General features: G+C 61.8%; 17 protein-coding genes, 1 tRNA gene and 2 pseudogenes. 15 read left to right on the forward strand and 5 right to left on the reverse strand.

Annotation, left to right across the window (positions count from 1 at the left end; all coding sequences use genetic code 11):
- Positions 1–130: 130 nt before the first annotated feature.
- From tilS to ACQ4W4_RS12885, 7 genes and pseudogenes are all read left to right on the forward strand, one after another.
- Positions 131–1,549, forward strand: coding sequence for a tRNA lysidine(34) synthetase TilS (gene tilS, locus ACQ4W4_RS12855; protein ID WP_436542314.1), 1,419 nt, complete (start codon positions 131–133; stop codon positions 1,547–1,549).
- A 196-nt stretch (positions 1,550–1,745) separates the two neighbouring features.
- Complete coding sequence (locus tag ACQ4W4_RS12860) at positions 1,746–2,993, forward strand: aspartate kinase (RefSeq protein ID WP_152252529.1); 1,248 nt, start codon at positions 1,746–1,748, stop codon at positions 2,991–2,993.
- A gap of 110 nt (positions 2,994–3,103) precedes the next feature.
- Positions 3,104–3,196 (forward strand) — tRNA-Ser (locus ACQ4W4_RS12865).
- A gap of 304 nt (positions 3,197–3,500) precedes the next feature.
- Positions 3,501–4,697: a tyrosine-type recombinase/integrase gene (locus ACQ4W4_RS12870; RefSeq protein WP_436542315.1), complete on the forward strand. Its 1,197-nt coding sequence runs from the start codon at positions 3,501–3,503 to the stop codon at positions 4,695–4,697.
- Between the two features lie 972 nt (positions 4,698–5,669).
- Positions 5,670–6,056, forward strand: coding sequence for a BPSL0067 family protein (locus tag ACQ4W4_RS12875; RefSeq protein WP_426056230.1), 387 nt, complete (start codon positions 5,670–5,672; stop codon positions 6,054–6,056).
- A 5-nt stretch (positions 6,057–6,061) separates the two neighbouring features.
- Positions 6,062–6,529, forward strand: a complete 468-nt coding sequence (locus ACQ4W4_RS12880; RefSeq protein ID WP_319017233.1) for an STY0301 family protein — start codon at positions 6,062–6,064, stop codon at positions 6,527–6,529.
- 95 nt (positions 6,530–6,624) lie between these two features.
- A pseudogene (locus tag ACQ4W4_RS12885) lies at positions 6,625–6,763 on the forward strand (transposase); the annotation flags it as partial.
- On the opposite strand, the pseudogene ACQ4W4_RS12890 reads toward ACQ4W4_RS12885, so the two are convergent.
- Positions 6,764–7,086, reverse strand: a pseudogene (locus ACQ4W4_RS12890) (transposase); the annotation flags it as partial.
- A gap of 587 nt (positions 7,087–7,673) precedes the next feature.
- Between ACQ4W4_RS12890 and ACQ4W4_RS12895 the strand changes: the two are divergent.
- Positions 7,674–9,278, forward strand: a complete 1,605-nt coding sequence (locus ACQ4W4_RS12895) for a methyl-accepting chemotaxis protein (RefSeq protein WP_436542316.1) — start codon at positions 7,674–7,676, stop codon at positions 9,276–9,278.
- Between the two features lie 57 nt (positions 9,279–9,335).
- On the opposite strand, the gene ACQ4W4_RS12900 is transcribed toward ACQ4W4_RS12895, so the two are convergent.
- Genes ACQ4W4_RS12900 through ACQ4W4_RS12910 form a run of 3 tightly spaced genes read right to left on the reverse strand, consistent with a single transcriptional unit; the run spans position 9,336 to position 12,197 of the window.
- Entirely contained in the window at positions 9,336–10,445 is a 1,110-nt protein-coding gene (locus ACQ4W4_RS12900; RefSeq protein WP_436542317.1) for a hypothetical protein, read from the reverse strand.
- The gene (locus ACQ4W4_RS12905) at positions 10,442–11,317 is read right to left on the reverse strand and encodes a PoNe immunity protein domain-containing protein (RefSeq protein ID WP_436542318.1); all 876 of its coding nucleotides are present in this window, start codon (positions 11,315–11,317) and stop codon (positions 10,442–10,444) included. The genes ACQ4W4_RS12900 and ACQ4W4_RS12905 overlap by 4 nt, the downstream gene beginning before the upstream one ends.
- 13 nt (positions 11,318–11,330) lie before the next feature.
- Positions 11,331–12,197, reverse strand: coding sequence for a PoNe immunity protein domain-containing protein (locus tag ACQ4W4_RS12910; protein ID WP_436542319.1), 867 nt, complete (start codon positions 12,195–12,197; stop codon positions 11,331–11,333).
- Between the two features lie 279 nt (positions 12,198–12,476).
- On the opposite strand from ACQ4W4_RS12910, the gene ACQ4W4_RS12915 reads away from it, so the two are divergent.
- From ACQ4W4_RS12915 to ACQ4W4_RS12945, 7 genes are all read left to right on the forward strand, one after another.
- Positions 12,477–13,082, forward strand: a complete 606-nt coding sequence (locus tag ACQ4W4_RS12915) for a hypothetical protein (RefSeq protein ID WP_436542320.1) — start codon at positions 12,477–12,479, stop codon at positions 13,080–13,082.
- A gap of 129 nt (positions 13,083–13,211) precedes the next feature.
- Positions 13,212–13,895 carry a DUF2325 domain-containing protein gene (locus ACQ4W4_RS12920; RefSeq protein WP_436542321.1) on the forward strand — a complete coding sequence of 228 codons (684 nt, stop codon included), beginning with the start codon at positions 13,212–13,214 and terminating at the stop codon, positions 13,893–13,895.
- Between the two features lie 70 nt (positions 13,896–13,965).
- Positions 13,966–14,796, forward strand: coding sequence for a TlpA family protein disulfide reductase (locus ACQ4W4_RS12925; RefSeq protein WP_436542322.1), 831 nt, complete (start codon positions 13,966–13,968; stop codon positions 14,794–14,796).
- A gap of 36 nt (positions 14,797–14,832) precedes the next feature.
- Complete coding sequence (locus tag ACQ4W4_RS12930; protein ID WP_436542323.1) at positions 14,833–15,108, forward strand: metal/formaldehyde-sensitive transcriptional repressor; 276 nt, start codon at positions 14,833–14,835, stop codon at positions 15,106–15,108.
- A 10-nt stretch (positions 15,109–15,118) separates the two neighbouring features.
- Entirely contained in the window at positions 15,119–16,105 is a 987-nt protein-coding gene (gene dmeF / locus ACQ4W4_RS12935) for a CDF family Co(II)/Ni(II) efflux transporter DmeF (RefSeq protein WP_436542324.1), read from the forward strand.
- A gap of 91 nt (positions 16,106–16,196) precedes the next feature.
- Entirely contained in the window at positions 16,197–16,538 is a 342-nt protein-coding gene (locus tag ACQ4W4_RS12940) for a zinc ribbon domain-containing protein YjdM (protein ID WP_436542325.1), read from the forward strand.
- 68 nt (positions 16,539–16,606) lie between these two features.
- Positions 16,607–17,635 (forward strand): RNA methyltransferase, encoded by a 1,029-nt coding sequence (locus tag ACQ4W4_RS12945; RefSeq protein WP_436542326.1) that lies wholly within the window; start codon positions 16,607–16,609, stop codon positions 17,633–17,635.
- A gap of 120 nt (positions 17,636–17,755) precedes the next feature.
- On the opposite strand, the gene ACQ4W4_RS12950 is transcribed toward ACQ4W4_RS12945, so the two are convergent.
- Entirely contained in the window at positions 17,756–18,160 is a 405-nt protein-coding gene (locus ACQ4W4_RS12950; RefSeq protein WP_436542327.1) for a hypothetical protein, read from the reverse strand.
- Between the last annotated feature and the right edge of the window lie 34 nt (positions 18,161–18,194).

Here is an 18,194-nt window from a genome sequence, read left to right on the forward strand (position 1 = left end):
CGCAGCGTAAGCCGACAAGACGTAAGCCGACAAGACGTAAGCCGACAAGACAGTAAAACACCAGGGACAGTCCGCTAAACGACACCATCCGTTTAGCAGCCTGTCCCTCTTTGCATTCCCGGAGTCCGAATTGAAAAAGCAACAAACCGCCACCGTCGCCGATATCTTCGCCCGCGCGCTGGACGCCTGCGCGCCGCCAGCTGGCAGCGCGGTGGGCATCGCCCTGAGCGGCGGCCTCGATTCCTCGGCCCTGCTGCACCTGGCGCATGCCTGGGCGCAGGGGCACGGCGTGGCCCTGCACGCCTTCCACGTGCACCACGGCCTCAGTCCGAACGCCGATGCGTGGCTGGCGCACTGCGCGCAGTTGTGCGCCGGCATGGGCATCGCCTTCGAGGCGCGCCGTGTCACCCTGGAAAAGAATGCGAAAACGGGCACGGAAGAGGCGGCCCGCAAGCGCCGCTATGCGGCCCTGGGCGCATTGTGCGCCGCCCACGGCGTGCGCCTGCTGCTGACGGCCCACCACCAGGATGACCAGGCGGAAACGGTGCTGCTGCAATTGTTGCGCGGCTCGGGCACGGCGGGCCTGTCCGGCATGGATGGCGCCAACAGCGCGCCCGAACTGCTGGGCAATCCGGACCTGGTGATGGCGCGCCCCTTGCTGCCCGTGTCGCGCAAGCAGCTCGAAGCGTATGTGGTGAGCCATGCGATCGCGCACATCCACGATGAATCGAACGACGATCCCCGCTTTGCCCGCAATGCCTTGCGGCACCAGGTGATGCCCGTGCTGGCGCAGGCCTTTCCCGGTTTCCAGGAGCGCTTCGCCCGCAGCGCCCAGCATGCGCAATCGGCGCAGCGCCTGTTGACGGAGCTGGCGACGCAGGATTTGGCGAACTGTCTCGATGGCGACTGCATCGAACTGGCGAAATTGCGCGCGCTGAGCGCGGACCGCTGCTACAACCTGCTGCGCCACTGGTTCGGCACGCGCGGCCTGCGCATGCCGTCGACGGCGTGGCTGGCGGAAATGCTGGCGCAATTGCTGGAAGCGCGGCCCGATGCGCAGTTGCTGGTCACACATCCCGAATGCCATGTGCGGCGCCACCGCGACCGGCTATACCTGACGCCGAAGCTGAATGACCTGGCCGGCATGCGCGAGCGTGACGACGCGGGCATTCCCGGCCTGGAAAAAGCCGGCCAGGAGTTCGCATGGAAAGGCGAGGCCAGCCTGGCCTTTCCTGCGTATGGCGGCGTGCTGCATTTCGATGCGGTGGAAGAGGGCGGCCAGGGTATTGATATTGCCTGGTTGCAAGCTCAAACCTTGACCATCGACTTCCGCCAGGGCGGCGAGCGCCTGAAACTGGCCTTGAACCGTCCCACCAAGAGCTTGAAATACCATTACCAGGCGTTCGACGTGCCCGCCTGGGAGCGCGAACGCCTGCCGCTTGTCTGTGCGGCGCAACAATTGCTGTACGCGGCCGGCATCGGCCTCGATTGCCATTGTTTGAGTCTGCTGGACCGTCCCCGCGTGACCTTGCGCTGGGTCTCCTGCTGAGCGTGAGGGCCGCCGCCACGGCCACTCCCAGGGTGGTCGCCAGGTGGCTGCCAAAGCCAGCTGGACTGCATGGATTGGTTATTTCCATATGCGCAATCGGTATGAGCTAATGCGCTTTTTAGCTTGTTATTTTGCATTGCGGCATGTAGAGTAAAGCCCTCCTTTTTTATTCTTCTTGAGCGGAAACTTCACTCTTATGGCTTTAATCGTCCACAAATATGGCGGTACGTCGATGGGCTCGACTGACCGTATCAAGAATGTCGCCAAGCGCGTTGCCAAGTGGCACGACGCCGGGCATCAAATCGTGGTGGTGCCATCCGCCATGTCGGGCGAAACCAACCGCCTGATTGGACTGGCCAAGGAAATCATGGATCAACCCGATCCCCGTGAACTTGACATGATCGCCTCGACAGGCGAACAAGTGTCCGTCGGCCTATTGTCGATGGCACTGCTGGCGATCGGCAAACAAGCCGTATCCTATGCTGGCTGGCAAGTCGCGATCAAGACCGATTCCGCCTTTACCAAGGCACGCATCCAGTCGATCGATGACGAAAAAGTCAAACGCGACCTCGATGCGGGCAAGATTGTCATCATTACCGGTTTCCAGGGCGTCGACGAACACGACAACATCGCGACCCTGGGACGCGGCGGTTCGGACACCTCGGCCGTGGCGATCGCCGCCGCCATGAAGGCGGCCGAATGCCTGATCTTCACGGACGTCGACGGTGTCTACACGACCGACCCGCGCGTGGTCTCCGAGGCGCGCCGCCTGAAGACCATCACCTTTGAAGAAATGCTGGAACTGGCTTCGCTGGGTTCCAAAGTGCTGCAAACGCGTTCGGTGGAATTCGCCGGCAACTACCGCGTTCCCACGCGCGTGCTGTCGTCGCTGACCGACCCGATGTTGCCGCTGGAAATAGAAGCCAATTCAGGCACCCTGATTTCGTTTGAGGAAGATACAAACATGGAACAAGCAGTCATCTCCGGCATCGCCTTCAACCGCGATGAAGCCAAAATCACCGTGCTCGGCGTGCCCGACCGTCCTGGCGTGGCGTACCACATCCTGGGACCGGTGGCGGACGCGAACATCGAAGTCGACATGATCATACAGAATCAGTCGGTCGACGGTAAAACGGACTTCACCTTCACCGTCTCGCGCGGCGAATACACGCGCGCGCTGGCCGTGCTGGAAGCGAACCGCGAAGCACTGGGCGCGGCCAGCATCACGGGCGACGCGAAAGTGTCGAAACTGTCCGTCGTCGGCGTGGGCATGCGCAGCCATGTCGGCGTCGCATCGCAAATGTTCCGCACCCTGTCGGAAGAGGGCATCAACATCATGATGATCTCCACTTCCGAGATCAAGATCTCCGTACTGATCGATGAAAAGTACATGGAACTGGCCGTGCGCGCGCTGCATAAAGCGTTCGAGCTGGAAAAAGCTTAAATATCCAAAAATATTGCCCCACGCCCTTGACCAAAGGGGGGGCAATCGATATTATGACGTTCGTCGCTGCAGCGCAGTTAGCTACAGAGACATAGTTGAGTAATCAGCTAGGAGACGTGGCCGAGTGGCCGAAGGCACATCCCTGCTAAGGATGCATACGGCTTATACCTGTATCGTGGGTTCGAATCCCACCGTCTCCGCCAGTATTTCTAAAAACCCGCTTCGGCGGGTTTTTTCATTTCCGCTCCTCATAGGAGAAACCACGTAAATCCATCCGCCAGCGTCCGCTACCTGCCGCGTCAATCCTGCATCTGCTGGGGGGTAGGCTGGGGGGTAGGTATGGCTGTGTGCGCTGCCTTCAAGCGTACGTCACCGATCCTGTTATGTCCCGCCTGTTGCCGCAACTGACCTTGTGCAGGATCAAGTGTCGTTGCCAGCACGCGCTTGATCGCGCGCTAAAATTAGTACCGGTTCTCGCATTGCGTGAGTGGGGTAATGACAATCAGGATGAACAAGCTGTCGGCGCTGGTCGTCGGTCGCGCCAGGGAGCCAGGGTATTACGGGGATGGCGGCGGACTGGTGCTGCAAGTATCCGGCGCTGGCGCCAGGAGCTGGCTGTTTCGTTATAGCGTAGCTGGCAGGCGTCACGAAATGGGGCTGGGGTCTTGTCTGGCAGTCGATCTGGTCGAGGCGCGCAAAAAGGCGCGGCAATGCCGTTTGCTGCTGAGTGAAGGGCGTGGCCCGCTGGCAATGCGCCGCCAGCAAGAACAGGCAGGGATGCTGGCGCGTGCGCGTCAAATGACCTTTGAACAGTGCGCGGCATCCTATATCGCGGCGCACCGGCATGGCTGGAGAAATGCCAAACATGTGGCGCAGTGGGAAAACACCCTGGCCGCCTATGTGTTCCCATTGGTGGGGGCGCTGCCTGTCGCGGCGATCGACACCGATCTGGTCGTCAAGGTGCTCGATGCAATCTGGTTGTCAAAGACGGAGACGGCAACGCGCATACGCGGCAGAATCGAATGCATACTCGACTGGGCAACGGTCAGCGGCTTTCGTCAGGGAGAAAATCCGGCGCGCTGGAAAGGCCATCTGGAAAATCTGCTGGCCAATCCGAACAAGGTTTCTCCAGTGAAAAACCGACCGGCCCTGCCGTGGCAAGAGATCGGCAGATTCATGGCCGCCTTATCGGGTCAGGAAGGGATTGCTGCCAGGGCGCTGGCGTTTGCCATCCTGACGGCTGCGCGCTCAGGAGAGGTCAGGGGTGCGCGGTGGCCGGAGATAGACTTGGAGGCGGCCCTGTGGACGATTCCAGCGCAGCGCATGAAGGCAGGCAAGGAGCATCGCGTGCCGCTCTCTGGTGGGGCACTTGCGCTGCTGCGCGCAGTGCCGCGTCAGGGGGACATCATCTTTTCAGGCCGCAAGCGTGGCACGCAGTTGTCGGACATGAGTTTGACGGCAGTCTTGCGCCGCATGCAATTTGACGACATCACCGTGCACGGTTTCCGTTCTTCCTTCCGTGACTGGTGCGCCGAGGCGGCGGCCAATGCCTTTTCACGTGAGGTATGCGAGCATGCGCTGGCGCACCGCTTGCCGGACAGGGTGGAAGCGGCCTACCGGCGCGGCGACTTGTTCGACAAGCGTATCGTGCTGATGCAGGCATGGTCTGACTTTTGCAGCAATCCCGCACCGTCTGTTGTGTGATGGCTTGCCCCATGGAGTATCCTTGCGCGGCTGAGGACTGGCATGCGTGTTCAGGCGCCTTCCAGCCACTGTCCGCATCCCGTGCTGGCACGCGTTCCTGAACCAGGCCTGCAAGCGGCCCTGGAGTCTTACGGAGGCCAGGAAGGTGTCTTCCTTGGCGCTTGCTTAGATCCTGCTACCCTATTTTCCGCTGCTTGCCGACACTCCAGGCAGGCGGCTGAAGCGCGCCTCGTTGAGCGTTGGCGCGCCAAGGTACTGTGGCGGGAGGAAGTAGTCACTTGGGACGTGTTTCTCTTCAACGGTGAGGCAGGATCGGTGCCAGCACGGCGGCAATGGAGCAGACCGGATCGCCATCCTTGCATAGCCAGTTGAGTGTTGCTGCGGGTATCGTCGCTGAAGGCCAGAAATGCGACGAACTCCTGGCCGCGCTTCGCTGGTGGTGGCGTTTGAGCCAGGCACGCAGTTGTTCTGCACAGGATTCTTCATGGTATTTAATCGCCCTCATGTCGTGCGGAACATGCACGGTTAAACCACAAATCTGGCACGGTTGAACCACAAATCTGACACGGTTGAAGCAGATATGGCACAAATAAGGCCTTATAAGGCCTTATTTGCTTTCAGCCGTGCCAAAAAAGGGGTTTGGTCGACGTTGCGTCCGACGATTTTAGTGCTTCAGTCGCTGCGCGAAGCGGGGCAGGATAGGTGAAGTTAGCTAACCGGCGGGCCGGTTAGCTAACTTCACACCTGCTTATTCGCACTTCGTGCTCAACGTGTTCTTTTAGCGCGCTCTAGAAATGGGGGGGGGGTACCCTCAAGACATCAGGTCTGCTGATAGACGTAAGCGGTTTTCAGTGCATGTGCTTGATGTCGGTCAAAGGCCTCCACCTGAGAGCGCTAATTTTTGTTTATGTTCAAAGAGCTGAGTTCTCATTGCCGTAAATTCAAGACATTCCCAATTCTCAGGAGGCCGGAATGTCTTACGTTTATCCTAATGCGTCGTTGCTCAAAGGTCAGCCCGTGATAGGCAGCCACCAATGTGTCGCGCTCGTTCAAGAGTATGCCGGAGCACCCACAACACCACATTGGCGACAAGGTGAAGCCGTTGTAGGCAACGCGACGTTGCGCGCCGGAACGGCCATCGCGACCTTCGTCAACGGCAGGTATCCTAACCATCGGCATGGTAATCACGCTGCCCTGTACATACGCCAAGGCGTCAACGGTATTTATGTCGCAGACCAATGGAAGGCGGCCGGAAAAACAAAAATCTCAGTGCGCCTCTTGCAGTCTTTGGGCAAAGATAAAAAAGGCAATTTCAACCATCCGAGTAACAACGCCGATGCTTTTTTCGTTATCGAGTAATGCCCATGAACCAACAGAGAAACCCAGATTTGGTCCGCCGCGTAGCATCGGCGGCCAGCTGCGCGCTAGCCCTTATGCTCGCGGTGGCGCCACCTGTATTCGCTTCGCCTCCAGTCCTGGAGTGCCCCACGTCGATTTCAGAGAAGTCGGTACAGCTGAGGGATACCCCGGCAGGCTGGCAAACCTTTGTAAGCGCGCCGCTGTATTTGCACGGAGCCGCTCCGATGAGCGGTCCACCCGAAATGCTCGGTGAGCTCATAAGCGATACGGAACGACATGGCAAGAAGGGAACAGAATCCACCTACAAAATCGATGGAAAATTTCCTAATGGGAAATGGTTGGCGTGCACCTACGGCGAGGCTGACCAAGTGACACTCGCTCGTCAATTACCGGATGCCACCAATGTCTGTGTTATCACTTCTCGCAAGGGAAAATTTGTCGGGCAGAACGACGTCAAAATCGATTGCAAATGACGACGTGAGAAATTTCTCGATCTGCTGAAATAGCCCCCTGATTCACCGGACACAGCCTATGCGCTATTCTTACGGATAGGAATAGGACTGTGCATATGACTAGGAACAAGCAAACAATCGAGGTTGTAACGATTAGCCAGGAGCGCCGCAGGCGCTGGTCAGCCGATGAGAAGGCGGCGCTGGTGCGCGAGACATACGAACCGGGCATGACCGTCTCGCTGGTCGCCCGCAAACACGCACCGGGAATTGGTCCTGTAACTCAACAATTAAGGTGTACTTTACGCGGACGTCTTGGCAAAGTACACCGCGGCCTTTTTCAAAATGTCGCGCTCCTCAGTGACGCGCTTGAGCTCGGCTTTCAGGCGCCGCACGTCGTCGGTCTGGACATCAACTGTCTTGCGCTCTTCTTCCGGAACGCCATAGCGTTTCACCCAGGCGTAAAGGCTATGGATGCTTACGCCAAGCCGCTCTGCGACTTCGCTAACCGGGTACTCGCGCTGCGCTACTTGCTTGACCGCAGCAATTTTGAATTCCTCCGTGTACCGCTTTCCGCTCATACCTTCTCCTTGTGCCCATGATTATGGCTCAGGAGTGTCTACGATTGTCGTGGCGATTCAGTTCGCGGTTGTCTGGCAGAGTCTGGCGATTCACTTTGCCATGGACTAACAACTTCTCCACCCCAGTCGTCGTAGGGGGGTAGGCAGGGGGGTAGCGCCGAAGTATGCGCCGTTTTTCATAGGGATGTTCTACGGACACCGTCTCCGCCAGAATCAAATAAAAAAGCCTCCCCTGTGGGAGGCTTTTTTATTTGTCTGGACGGAACGGTGGGATTCGAAGGGCTGGGCCGTGCCGGCCCAGCCCTTTCCGAATCGCCCATCTGCCGCGCTGCGCGCGGCCCCGCTGGCCGCGCAGCGGCCAGCGCCGTCCCCTTATCTCAGGCAGTAGCGGCCAGCGCCTGCGCCGGCCTCTGCGGGCGCCTGCGCCAACCGTTGCTCAGCAAGAGATTCTTTTTCACCCCCATCCCTCCCAATCCCCTTAAAAAGTTGCATAATCCACAAATGCCGCGCAGAAATTTCATACTGACCAGCGCGGCCTATGCCGGCGGCATGGAGGGCATGGTCCGGATAAACGAGGGGGTACGCACATGCAGCTGCTTCGCCAAGTCAAACTGTCGCGCCGGCTGGCCTTGTTGGTCGCCATCTTTTCGCTGGGCCTGATCGTCTATGGCGGCTGGTCGCTGCGCGTGCTGCACGAACTGAAGGTCAACGGCCCCGTGTACCAGCGCATCGTGCAGGGCAAGGATCTGGTGGCCGACGTGCTGCCGCCGCCGGAATACATCCTCGAATCGTATCTGGTCGCCTTTCAGCTGATGGCGTCCGAAGACCGGGGCGCGCAGGACAAGCTGGTCGAACGCCTGAAAACCTTGAAGGCCGAATACGACACGCGCCATCAGTTCTGGCGTACCCAGGATCTCGATCACGATATCGCCGAAGCCTTGCTGACGCAGGCGCACACCCCTGCCGTGGCATTCTATGAGACGGCGTTCACGCGCTTCATCCCGGCGTTGCAGGGGCAGGACAAGACGGGCGTCGCCACTGCCATGGCGGCCATGGCCGCCAGCTACGACAGCCATCTGGCGGCCATCAACCGCGTGGTCGACATGACCAGCAAGCGCTCGGCCGCGTTCGAGACCGACTCGGCCGACAGGGCGCGCTCGGCAACCGTGCTGCTGGCGGGCTTGCTGCTGGCATCGCTGGGCGTCAGCATCGCCGGCGCCGTGCTGATCAGTCGCAGCATTACCGGACCCTTGCAGGAGGCGTTGCTGGCCGCGCAGAGGGTGGCGGCCGGCGACCTGAGCAATCGTGTCGACAAGCGCTTTTCCGACGAGCCTGGTCAATTGCTGCAGGCCCTCGAAGCGATGAATGGCAGCCTGTCGCGTACCGTGGGCCAGGTGCGCAGCAGCACGCAAAGCATCACTATTGCTTCGCGCGAAATCGCGGCCGGCAATTTCGATTTGTCGTCGCGCACGGAGGCGCAAGCCAGTTCGCTGGAAGAAACGGCTTCCGCGATGAAGGAGCTGACCAGCACGGTAAAGCAGAATGCCGACAATGCCAGGCAGGCCAATCAGCTGGTGGTGTCGGCGTCGGAATTTGCCGTGCAGGGCGGGCAGGTGGTCGGGCGCGTGGTCGATACCATGGGCGCCATCAATGCCAGCTCGCGCAAGATCGTCGATATTGTCGACGTGATTGACAGCATTGCTTTCCAGACCAATATCCTGGCTTTGAACGCAGCGGTAGAGGCGGCCAGGGCGGGCGAACAGGGACGCGGCTTCGCCGTGGTCGCCAGCGAAGTGCGCAGCCTGGCGCAGCGCTCGGCCAGCGCCGCGCGCGAAATCAAGGCCATGATCGGCGATTCGGTCGAGCGCGTCGACGCGGGCAGCAAGCTGGTGGACGAAGCGGGCGCCACGATGGACAAGATCGTGGCATCCGTCAAGCAGGTGGTCGACCTGATGAGCGAGATCGCCGCCGCCAGCCAGGAACAGAGCCTGGGCATCGAACAGGTCAACCAGGCCATCACGCAGATGGATGAGGTCACGCAGCAGAATGCCGCCCTGGTCGAGGAAGCGGCGGCGGCCGCCGGCAGCCTGGAAGAGCAGGCGGCCAGCCTGGTGCGGGAAGTGGGGGTGTTCACGCTCGATGCAGGCGGCGCTGCCAGCGCGCTTGCCGCGCCCGTGCATCCGGGGCGCTGACAGGCTGGCTGGCGGCCAGGGCGCCGTTCGGCATGGCGTTTCCTGGACGTTGCTGCGCTATGGCGCGCGGGCCGCTGCCGTGGCTTGCTTGTCGCACGTCGCCAAGGTAGCTGTGCATGTGGAAAACGTTTCCAGATAGGTGATGGTTTTCTCGTATTCGTCGATCAGGTCGCGCAGCTGATATGCCAGCTCGACCGATTCGCCCGTGCCTTTGTCGCGCAGCTTGTACATATCTTTCAAGAAGCGTTTTCTTCGCACCAGTTCCGCAGCCAGGCGCGCCTTGCGCTCGGCGGCCGGTGGCAGCGGATACGGCTTGCCATTGATGGATTTGACGCCCTCAGGCGTCAGATCCAGGTCCTTGCCGGGGTAGCGAAATTCCACGCTCATGCTGCCATCCGCCTGCACCAGTATCAGCAGTTCGTCGGCGTCGCTGTAGGCTGGCAAGGTCATGGTCAGCACTTCAGGCTTGCCCTTGGGCAGCCAGCGATGTTCGAGCTTGACCTCCAGCTGTGGCGCGGCCTGCGCCGGCAGGTAGAAGCAGCAGCTGGCGGCGCTGCTCATGTAAGGATTCAGGGGATCGGTATCGACAGCGTTGTCAGGATTGCGGGCGGAACTGATGCCCACCTGGATCATGCGCGGACTGTAGTTCAAGGTGCTGACCGATACCTTGCGCTCACCGGCGCCGGGCGTGTACGCGTGCAGGTTCCGCTCCCCGCGCTCGTCGTGGCCCGCAAGGAGCGGCCGGCGGTGCAGGGGGGTAATGCCGAAGCTCGCGATATTGCTGATATAGCCGGTATCGGACGGGCCGACGCGCGAGTCGCGGTTGCCCGGCGTGTGGTAGAGATAGCCGATCTCGTCCAGCGATAGCGCGCTGACCATGTTGTCTTGCTGAAACAGTGGCGGTGACGCATAGCTGTCGCCGTTGCCCATGATTTTGGCGTAGATGGGGCCTGTCCATGGCCCGTGGCCGGTAAAACGCGCGAGTACCACGTATTCGCCCAGCAGCGATTTTACTTTCAGGACATCTTTGGTCTCGCCAGTGACGGGGTCGATGATGGAATAAATGCCCGGAAAGGGATTGGTGGAGACACGCGACAGCGCGGGCAGGGCAAAGTAGAGTCCGGCAACCACGACGATGCCGGTGGCGATGGCAGTGCTGGTTTTCATGCTTCGTCCCGTCGTTGCTGCTGCGTGTCCTGCGTTGCCACAGCGGTGCCGGGGGCGATCCCGTTCATCCGGCAGAACGCCACCAGGTCTGCCGGATAGAAGGGCGCGCCGCGATAGCCGCTGTCGTCGATGTCGAGCACGCAGGTGATGGCGGCCGCTTCCCAGGACCAGTAACCCCAGAACGCGGTGTCGCGCCGGTGGCTGTCGTAATAGGGCTCGCGGCGGCTGGCCTCATACCATTGCTGCAGATAGGCGCGCATCAGCGCAGGACGGGCATCTTTTTCTGCCGCGAATATCGCCAGCGTATTGACGTAGGGCAGCTGGCGCGTGCATTTTGGCCAGGCGGCATCCCTGCCGGCGACGAAGCATGCCAGCAGCCGCTCCAGCAAGCCATCCTTTTCATGGTTGTTGAAATCGATGACGGGCGCCAGCCGGGGCAGCAAACTGCCCCGGCCCAGCAAAATGCCGAGGCAGACCATGCGGTTGACCTGCTCGTAGCCGTCGCCGGGCAGGGCGAAGTGGGGAAAACCCTGTTCGGCCTCGCCGGCCTGAGCGTCGAAGGCCATGTCATGGTGGGCAAACGCCAGCCAGTAACCAAGTATCGTCGGATACGCGGCGCGCAACTCGTCGAGCGGGTGGCCGGCGCTGTAGGCGAGGGCCAGCTGGTCGACGCCATCCCAGGCCCGCTCACGCGTGGCCGTCATGAAATTTTCTGCTGGAATATGTTGCAGCACGTCCGCCGGCTGTTGCAAGCCGGCTGCCACCATGTCGTAGCACTCGTCCTGGCTTTCCTTGTTTTCAAGATAGATGGCGTAGGACAGCCGCGCTTCCCTGCGCCTGGCCAGAAAATCCTGTTCGTTCAGCGTCTGCATCCTTGTCCCTTGCTCAAGATGGCTGCGGCCATGCCACTTCACTGGTGTAGCGGTTTGCTTCGCGTAATTTTCGGGCATAGTCAACGAGATCCCTGGGATACACCAGATGCCCGGTCTGGCTATCGTCCAGATCGAGCATGAAAACCGTCGCCCCCGCTTCGAATGCCCAGTAGCCATAGTAGCCGGCATAGCCTTCCTCGCTGATATTGAGATGCGCGTTGTACCAGCGCGGATGATGTTTCATGGCCGGATACCATTGTTTCAGGTATTTCTGGAGCAGGGCCAAGGTCGCTTCCTCATCCTCCTCATAGAATACTTGCAGCAGGGTGTCATAGGGCCTGGCGATGATGCAGGCGTCGAGTGCTTGTCCATTCTCCACATATCCGTCTATCAATTGCTCGAACAGGCCATCGCGGCCACGGTGGCTGCGCAGCACGTGGATGATGCGCAGTACCGAACGCTGATCGCGCAGCAGGATGGCAATGCTCAGCAGTTGCAAGGTGTCCTGATAGTCGGACAGGATGTAAAACTCCGGTGCTCCCTCATATTCGTAGGGGCCGAACTCTGGAAACTCGAGCGCAGCATCCTGCTGATAGAGCTGATCGACCGCGTTCCATTCTTCAAACTTATCCACGATGCCCGCGATGCGCGGCGCCAGCGCATCGATGGACACACCCGCCGTGTAATCGAGCATCCAGAGCCAGAGCAGTTCCAGATACAAAAAATGATGAACGGAGGCATTCTCCTGCGTTGAGTCGGCGACTTTTTTGTTTTCCAGTCCTCCTGCAATCAGCGCAAATTGATTGTTGCGTGTCTTGGCATACAGTTCTTCATCCAGAAATTGCTGGCGGCGGCGCTCGGGAAATGGAAGATCGTTCATCTTGTCTGGGTGCCGTCGTTCTCGACGCGTAACGACGACGCGCTTGCAGGGAAAAATGCGGACATTGCCTGGAACTCCGTATGGTGAGGTAAACGTATCGGCAATTGAGGTAATAACTTGTTTGCAAGATTACACACCAGAAATAGTGATCGAACAAGCGCGATTCAGTTGAATCGTGTGCCAGAAAGAAATATTCAAAATAGTTAATATGAGCGGCTCGATGGCGTGCCGCAGGTGTTTTTCGGCCGCCATCGTCTTTTTACGTGAACAGGAGCAAGCATGAGCAAGATGAAATACGCGGCCGCCGTGGCCCTGTGCGCCAGCCTGTCGCCCGCCATGGCGGCATCCACCCCGGCCGCGCCGCCGTTCCTGGACGTGCTCGTTTATCAGTACGCCAATTGCGTCAAGCCTGCCTATCATCAGGCCGACCTGCTGGTACAGGACGGGACGGGGCGCTACCAGATCGACTTCAAGGGCGAGGCCTACACGGTCGAATTGCAGGAACGCATGGGATTTTCGCTGCAAGCAGGCATAGACGGTCCCGTGGCGGCCGTCGTCAAGCTCGACCGGCCGCCAACGGGACAGTTCGAGGAGCAGGCGCACTGGCGCGAGCGCTGGCTGCGCGATGTGGCCGAGCGCAGCGGCGTGGCGCTGGACGAGCGGGCGCTTGCCGGCGGCGCGCGCCTGCTGAGCGTGAACAAGGGCGAGATCAAGGGGAACTATGTGGGCCAGTCACTGCTGATCGATCCGGCACGGCAGTTGTTCATCGATATGGCGTGGCCAAATACGCTGGATATCTATCGTGGTCCCGACGGCCTGCGGCATGTGCGCGCAGTGCAGGACGACGTATGGCAGCGCCTGCTGTCTTGCCCGCCGACTGCGTGACGCTGGCGGCCACCGCATACCCCTGCTGCGCACATGTGCATGCGCAAATAATAATGATTCTCATTTATAATGCGGGCAATGGGGGTAGCATGGGCTGGCGCCAGGGCGCCACGGGCGGTGAAGGAGGGCATGATGGGCAGTAGGCATGGCAACGAGGACGCGATCGCGCATGAGCATCGCGTGCTGATGGGCGAATATGGGCGGGCGCAGGCGCGTTGCAGTGCGCAGCTGGCGGCGCAGGCGGCCCGCATCGCGCAGCTGGAGTCGGAATTGATGCGCGCGCGGGCGCAGGTCGTGATCCGCGATACGCAGCTGGCGCTGGCGCGCGACGCATTGGCCGACCTGGCGGCCAGCGTGCCGGGCTTGCCGACGCGCGCCCGGCTGGCCCGCAAGGTCGAGTGGCTCAGCGAGCGCGTGCAGGACCTGATGCGCGAGTTGCTGCGCCTGCAGTGGCTGCCGGCGCCAGGTTTGCGGGCCGACGTGCGTGAAAAGGCCGTGCTGTATGTGGGCAATTATTCAAGCCTGGCGCCGGGCCTGGATGCCGCCGGCGCCAGCGCGGCGCAGCTGGCCATCGAACAGGCCGGCGGGCGCTTCCTGCACCACGGGGGCGGCGATGACGGCGCCGACGACGCGGCGGCGCTGGAAGCCGGTCTCGTGGCGGCCGACCTGGTGATTTGCCAGACGGGCTGCGTCAGCCACGACGCCTACTGGCGCGTGCATGACCATTGCAAGCGCACGGGCAAGCAGTGCGTGCTGGTGGACGAGCCGCAAGCCATGCATTTCGTGCGCAAGGAGGCGCTGGCCGATTTTTGATGCCGGATTAACGCCTGCTTAATCCGCATGGGGCAGAATGGCCATCCATTCGATGTTATAGCGAGCGCCCATGCTGTCCCTGCAAATCGGCCCCCTGGTCCTGCCCACGGGCCTGGTCCTGTTGTTCGTTTCCCTGTGCGTCGCCTACGGCACGGCGTGGTGGCTGCGGCGGTATCGGCAACTGCCCGATGCCGGTCCGCTCGTTTCCGACATGCTGATCGCCGGCCTGCTGGCGGCGCGGCTGGCGTTCGTGCTGCTCTGGCACGAACAGTATCTGGCCGCGCCCGGGTCCATCATCAATATCCGCGACGGCGGGTTTTTGGCGCCGGCCGGCATCGCCGCCGCGCTGGCCATCGCCGCGTGGCGCTGCCGGCGTCCCGCCATGGCGGCCATGCGCCGTCCTCTCGGCGTCAGCGTCGCGGCTGGCGCACTGGTCTGGGGCGTGCTGGGCGCAGGGATCTCGCCGGCGTACGACAAGCCGGCGGCCTTGCCGGTCGTAGTCCTGCAGGCGCTCGATGGCGCGCCGACGAACCTGACGGCGCTGGCCGGCGGCAAGCCCATGGTGGTCAACCTGTGGGCCAGCTGGTGCCCGCCATGCCGGCGCGAGATGCCCGTGCTGGCCGCCGCGCAGCAGGCGCGCGCCGACATCGTCTTCGTGTATGCGAACCAGCGCGAGGATGCGGCGGCCGCCACCGCTTTCCTGGACAGGAGCGGCGCGACCCTGCGCAACGTGGTGCTCGACGGCGAGGCGGCGCTGGGCAAGGCGGCCGGTTCCTCGGCCCTGCCCACCACCCTGTTCTATGACGCGCAGGGGCGGCTGGTCGATACCCACCTGGGCGAATTGTCCGACGCCTCGCTGGCCAGCAAGCTGCAAAAAATCGCGCCACCCGGATCTCTCTGATAGTATACCCCCCTATAGTATTTATCGGGGTGAATCATGGGCCACACGGCGCACAACAAGACCAGGCTGCTCAATCGCGTGAAGCGCATCAGGGGACAGGTGGAAGGCCTGGAGCGGGGTCTGGACGAGGGCCGCGACTGCGGCGAAGTGCTGCAACTGATCGCCGCCGTGCGCGGCGCCGTCAATGGCCTGATGGCCGAAGTGATCGAAGAGCACTTGCGCGAGCACGTGGCCAGTCCCGATATCTGCGGCGACGAGCGGGCCAGGGGCGCCGACGAGATCGCGGGCATCCTGCGCACCTACCTGAAATAAGGAGCACGTCATGCAAACGCAATCCCTCAGCGAAGACCTCTCCGCCTGGCAGCATGATCACGTTTTTGGCGCCGCCAGCGACAAGGCGGAACGCCGCGCGCGCATCGTCATGTGGATCACCCTGGCCACCATGGTGCTGGAAATCGTCGCCGGCTGGTGGTACAACTCCATGGCCCTGCTGGCCGACGGCTGGCATATGAGTTCGCACGCGCTGGCCATCGGCCTGGCCGCGTTTGCGTATGCGGCCGCGCGCCGCTATGCGCGCGATCCCCGCTTCGCCTTCGGCACGTGGAAGATCGAAGTGCTGGCCGGCTACACCAGCGCCATCCTGCTGCTGGGCGTGGCCGTGCTGATGGTGGCCGCTTCCGTCGAGCGCCTGTTCTCGCCGCAGCCCATCCACTATCCGCAGGCGATGGCGGTGGCGGCCTTCGGCCTGGCTGTCAACCTCGTGTGCGCACTGATCCTCGGCGGCCACCACGACCACCACCATGATCACGGCCACGACCACCATGACCACCATGACCACCATGACCACCACGGCCACCACGGCCACCACCATGGCGAAGACCTGAACATGAAGGCCGCGTACATCCACGTGCTGGCCGACGCCGCCACCTCCGTGCTGGCCATCGCCGCGCTGGCCGGCGCGTGGGCTTATGGCTGGCGCTGGCTCGATCCCGTGATGGGCATCGCGGGCGCCGTGCTGGTGGCGCTGTGGGCGAAAAAGCTGATGCAGGAGACGGGCAAGGTCTTGCTGGACCGCGAGATGGACCACCCCGTGGTGGTGGAAATCCGCGAGGCGGTGGAAGTGGAAAGCGCCGGCGATACGCCGCGCATCGTCGACCTGCACGTGTGGCGCGTCGGCAAGCAGCTGTATTCGTGCGCCTTGTCCGTCGTCAGCCGCGACGCCGCATTGACGGCCGCCGAACTGCGCGCGCGCATCGGCATCCACGAGGAAATTGTCCACAGCACCATTGAGATTATTCGCCGGCCTTGACAATGATGGGGAAAAAAGCCCGTTGATGCGGGGCGTAGGCCGTATAATGTCGGCTTTTACAGCACGCGCTGTTCACCAGACAGAGAAGAAAATGAGCACATTACCACCATGCCCGCAATGCCAATCCGAATTCACGTACGAAGACGGCAGCCAGTTGATCTGCCCTGAATGCGCGCATGAATGGTCGGCCACGGCTGGCGAAGCGGCGGAAGAGGGCGCCCGCGTGTACCGCGATGCGGCCGGCAATATCCTGCAGGATGGCGACACGGTCAGCGTCATCAAGGACTTGAAATTGAAGGGCGGCGGCGGTGTCGTCAAGATGGGCACCAAGGTCAAGAACATCCGCCTGGTCGACAGCGACCACGATATCGACTGCAAGATCGACGGCTTCGGCTCCATGAGCCTGAAGACGGAATTCGTCAAGAAAGTGTAAGACTTTTCCTTGCCATTCGCGGCGCGCCTCGCATTGTTGCCGGCGCGCCGTTTTTTATTTCAGACGCCATGCAAATCGACCATCTCCGCCAGCGCCTGCGCGCCTTGGGCGCCAAGCCCCTGCACGAACAGCGCGTGCTGCGCGACTGGATACAGGGCCAGCCGCACGACCAGGGCCGGCGCCGCGCCGAAGACTTTTTGCCGCTGCCCGTGCGCGAGGCCTTGCCTGCGCTGGACGCCGACTTGCAGGGCATGCTGAAACTGCTCAGCACCCATCCGGGCGCGGACGGTTCGGCGCGCCTGCTGGTGGGGCTGCACGACGGCCAGACGGTGGAAAGCGTGCTGCTGCCGCGCGACGGCCTGTGCGTGTCGAGCCAGGTCGGTTGCGCCGTCGGCTGCCAGTTCTGCATGACGGGCCGCGACGGCTTGATCCGGCAAGTGACCAGCGGCGAAATCGTCGCCCAGGTGGTGCTGGCGCGCACCTTGCGCCCGGTGAAAAAAGTCGTCTTCATGGGCATGGGCGAACCGGCGCATAACCTGAACAATGTGATGGAAGCGATCGAACTGCTGGGCACCGAGGGCAATATCGGCCACAAGAACCTTGTGTTTTCCACTGTGGGCGACCCGCGCGCCTTCGAGCGCCTGCCGCAGGGGCGCGTCAAGCCGGCGCTGGCCCTGTCCCTGCACACCACCAAGCCGGCGCTGCGCGAACAGCTGCTGCCGCGCGCGCCCAGGCTCACCCCGCGCGAGCTGGTGGACTTCGGCGAATCGTATGCGCGCCTGACCGGCTACCCGGTGCAGTATCAATGGACCCTGATGGAAGGCGTCAACGATGGCGAGGATGAGATGGACGGCATCGTGGCGCTCCTGCAGGGCAAGTACGCGGTGCTCAATATGATTCCATATAACACGATCGATGACTTGCCGTTCAGGCGCCCCAGCTGGGACAAGGCGCGGGCCATCGCCGCCGCCTTGCACGCGCGCGGCGTGCTGACCAAATTGCGCGATTCGGCCGGTCAGGACGTCGAAGGGGGATGCGGGCAGTTAAGGGCGCGCGCGGCGAAAGGCAAGAAAGTGATCGAGATACGCGCAGCGTAAAACCGGGGTCAGACCCCAGTGACGGCGTAGGTCGGATTAGCGCGTGAGCGCGTAATCCGACAACATCGTTGGCGTATATGGTGATGTCGGATTACGCTCCGCTAATCCGACCTACCCGGCTCACACCCCACCGAGCAAGTCGTTTTCATTCAAGATCGCAAACGCGATCTCGGGATGCGCGGCCAGGCAGCGGCGCACGGCGGCCGGAATGGCGGCGCGCGTCTTGCGGCACAGGCCAGGGCGCTCCAGCAGGCGGATCTGGAAGCCGCGCACGGTGCGCACTTCGCCGCTGCCGGGGGCAATCTGCAATTCCACGCCCAGGTTTTTCTTTAACAGCAGTTGCAGCTTCCGCAGCTGCGCGTGCGTGGCGATGCCGTCGATGTGCGCCAGCAGGCGCTTTTCTTCCGTCAGGTTCAGGCGCAGGATGGACAGGTCCGCCTGCGGATCGTCGAGCAGCCGCTCGCGCTCGCAGTCGCATAGCTGCGGCGGGCACTCCTTGCGGACTTCAAAGTCGACGATGCGCATGCTGGTGTTCCAGTGACGTTCCAATGGCGATCCG

The sequence above is a fragment of the Janthinobacterium glycogeni genome (assembly GCF_051380725.1).
Taxonomy (GTDB): Bacteria; Pseudomonadota; Gammaproteobacteria; order Burkholderiales; family Burkholderiaceae_D; genus Janthinobacterium.

Excerpts from the sequence above, each read along its gene's own strand:
- ACQ4W4_RS12860 (WP_152252529.1), top strand. The coding sequence starts at position 1,746 with ATGGCTTTAATCGTCCACAAATATGGCGGTACGTCGATGGGCTCGACT.
- ACQ4W4_RS12870 (WP_436542315.1), top strand. The coding sequence starts at position 3,501 with ATGAACAAGCTGTCGGCGCTGGTCGTCGGTCGCGCCAGGGAGCCAGGG.
- ACQ4W4_RS12875 (WP_426056230.1), top strand. The coding sequence starts at position 5,670 with ATGTCTTACGTTTATCCTAATGCGTCGTTGCTCAAAGGTCAGCCCGTG.
- ACQ4W4_RS12880 (WP_319017233.1), top strand. The coding sequence starts at position 6,062 with ATGAACCAACAGAGAAACCCAGATTTGGTCCGCCGCGTAGCATCGGCG.
- ACQ4W4_RS12895 (WP_436542316.1), top strand. The coding sequence starts at position 7,674 with ATGCAGCTGCTTCGCCAAGTCAAACTGTCGCGCCGGCTGGCCTTGTTG.
- ACQ4W4_RS12900 (WP_436542317.1), bottom strand. The coding sequence starts at position 10,445 with ATGAAAACCAGCACTGCCATCGCCACCGGCATCGTCGTGGTTGCCGGA.
- ACQ4W4_RS12905 (WP_436542318.1), bottom strand. The coding sequence starts at position 11,317 with ATGCAGACGCTGAACGAACAGGATTTTCTGGCCAGGCGCAGGGAAGCG.
- ACQ4W4_RS12910 (WP_436542319.1), bottom strand. The coding sequence starts at position 12,197 with ATGAACGATCTTCCATTTCCCGAGCGCCGCCGCCAGCAATTTCTGGAT.
- ACQ4W4_RS12915 (WP_436542320.1), top strand. The coding sequence starts at position 12,477 with ATGAGCAAGATGAAATACGCGGCCGCCGTGGCCCTGTGCGCCAGCCTG.
- ACQ4W4_RS12920 (WP_436542321.1), top strand. The coding sequence starts at position 13,212 with ATGATGGGCAGTAGGCATGGCAACGAGGACGCGATCGCGCATGAGCAT.
- ACQ4W4_RS12925 (WP_436542322.1), top strand. The coding sequence starts at position 13,966 with ATGCTGTCCCTGCAAATCGGCCCCCTGGTCCTGCCCACGGGCCTGGTC.
- ACQ4W4_RS12930 (WP_436542323.1), top strand. The coding sequence starts at position 14,833 with ATGGGCCACACGGCGCACAACAAGACCAGGCTGCTCAATCGCGTGAAG.
- dmeF (WP_436542324.1), top strand. The coding sequence starts at position 15,119 with ATGCAAACGCAATCCCTCAGCGAAGACCTCTCCGCCTGGCAGCATGAT.
- ACQ4W4_RS12940 (WP_436542325.1), top strand. The coding sequence starts at position 16,197 with ATGAGCACATTACCACCATGCCCGCAATGCCAATCCGAATTCACGTAC.
- ACQ4W4_RS12945 (WP_436542326.1), top strand. The coding sequence starts at position 16,607 with ATGCAAATCGACCATCTCCGCCAGCGCCTGCGCGCCTTGGGCGCCAAG.
- ACQ4W4_RS12950 (WP_436542327.1), bottom strand. The coding sequence starts at position 18,160 with ATGCGCATCGTCGACTTTGAAGTCCGCAAGGAGTGCCCGCCGCAGCTA.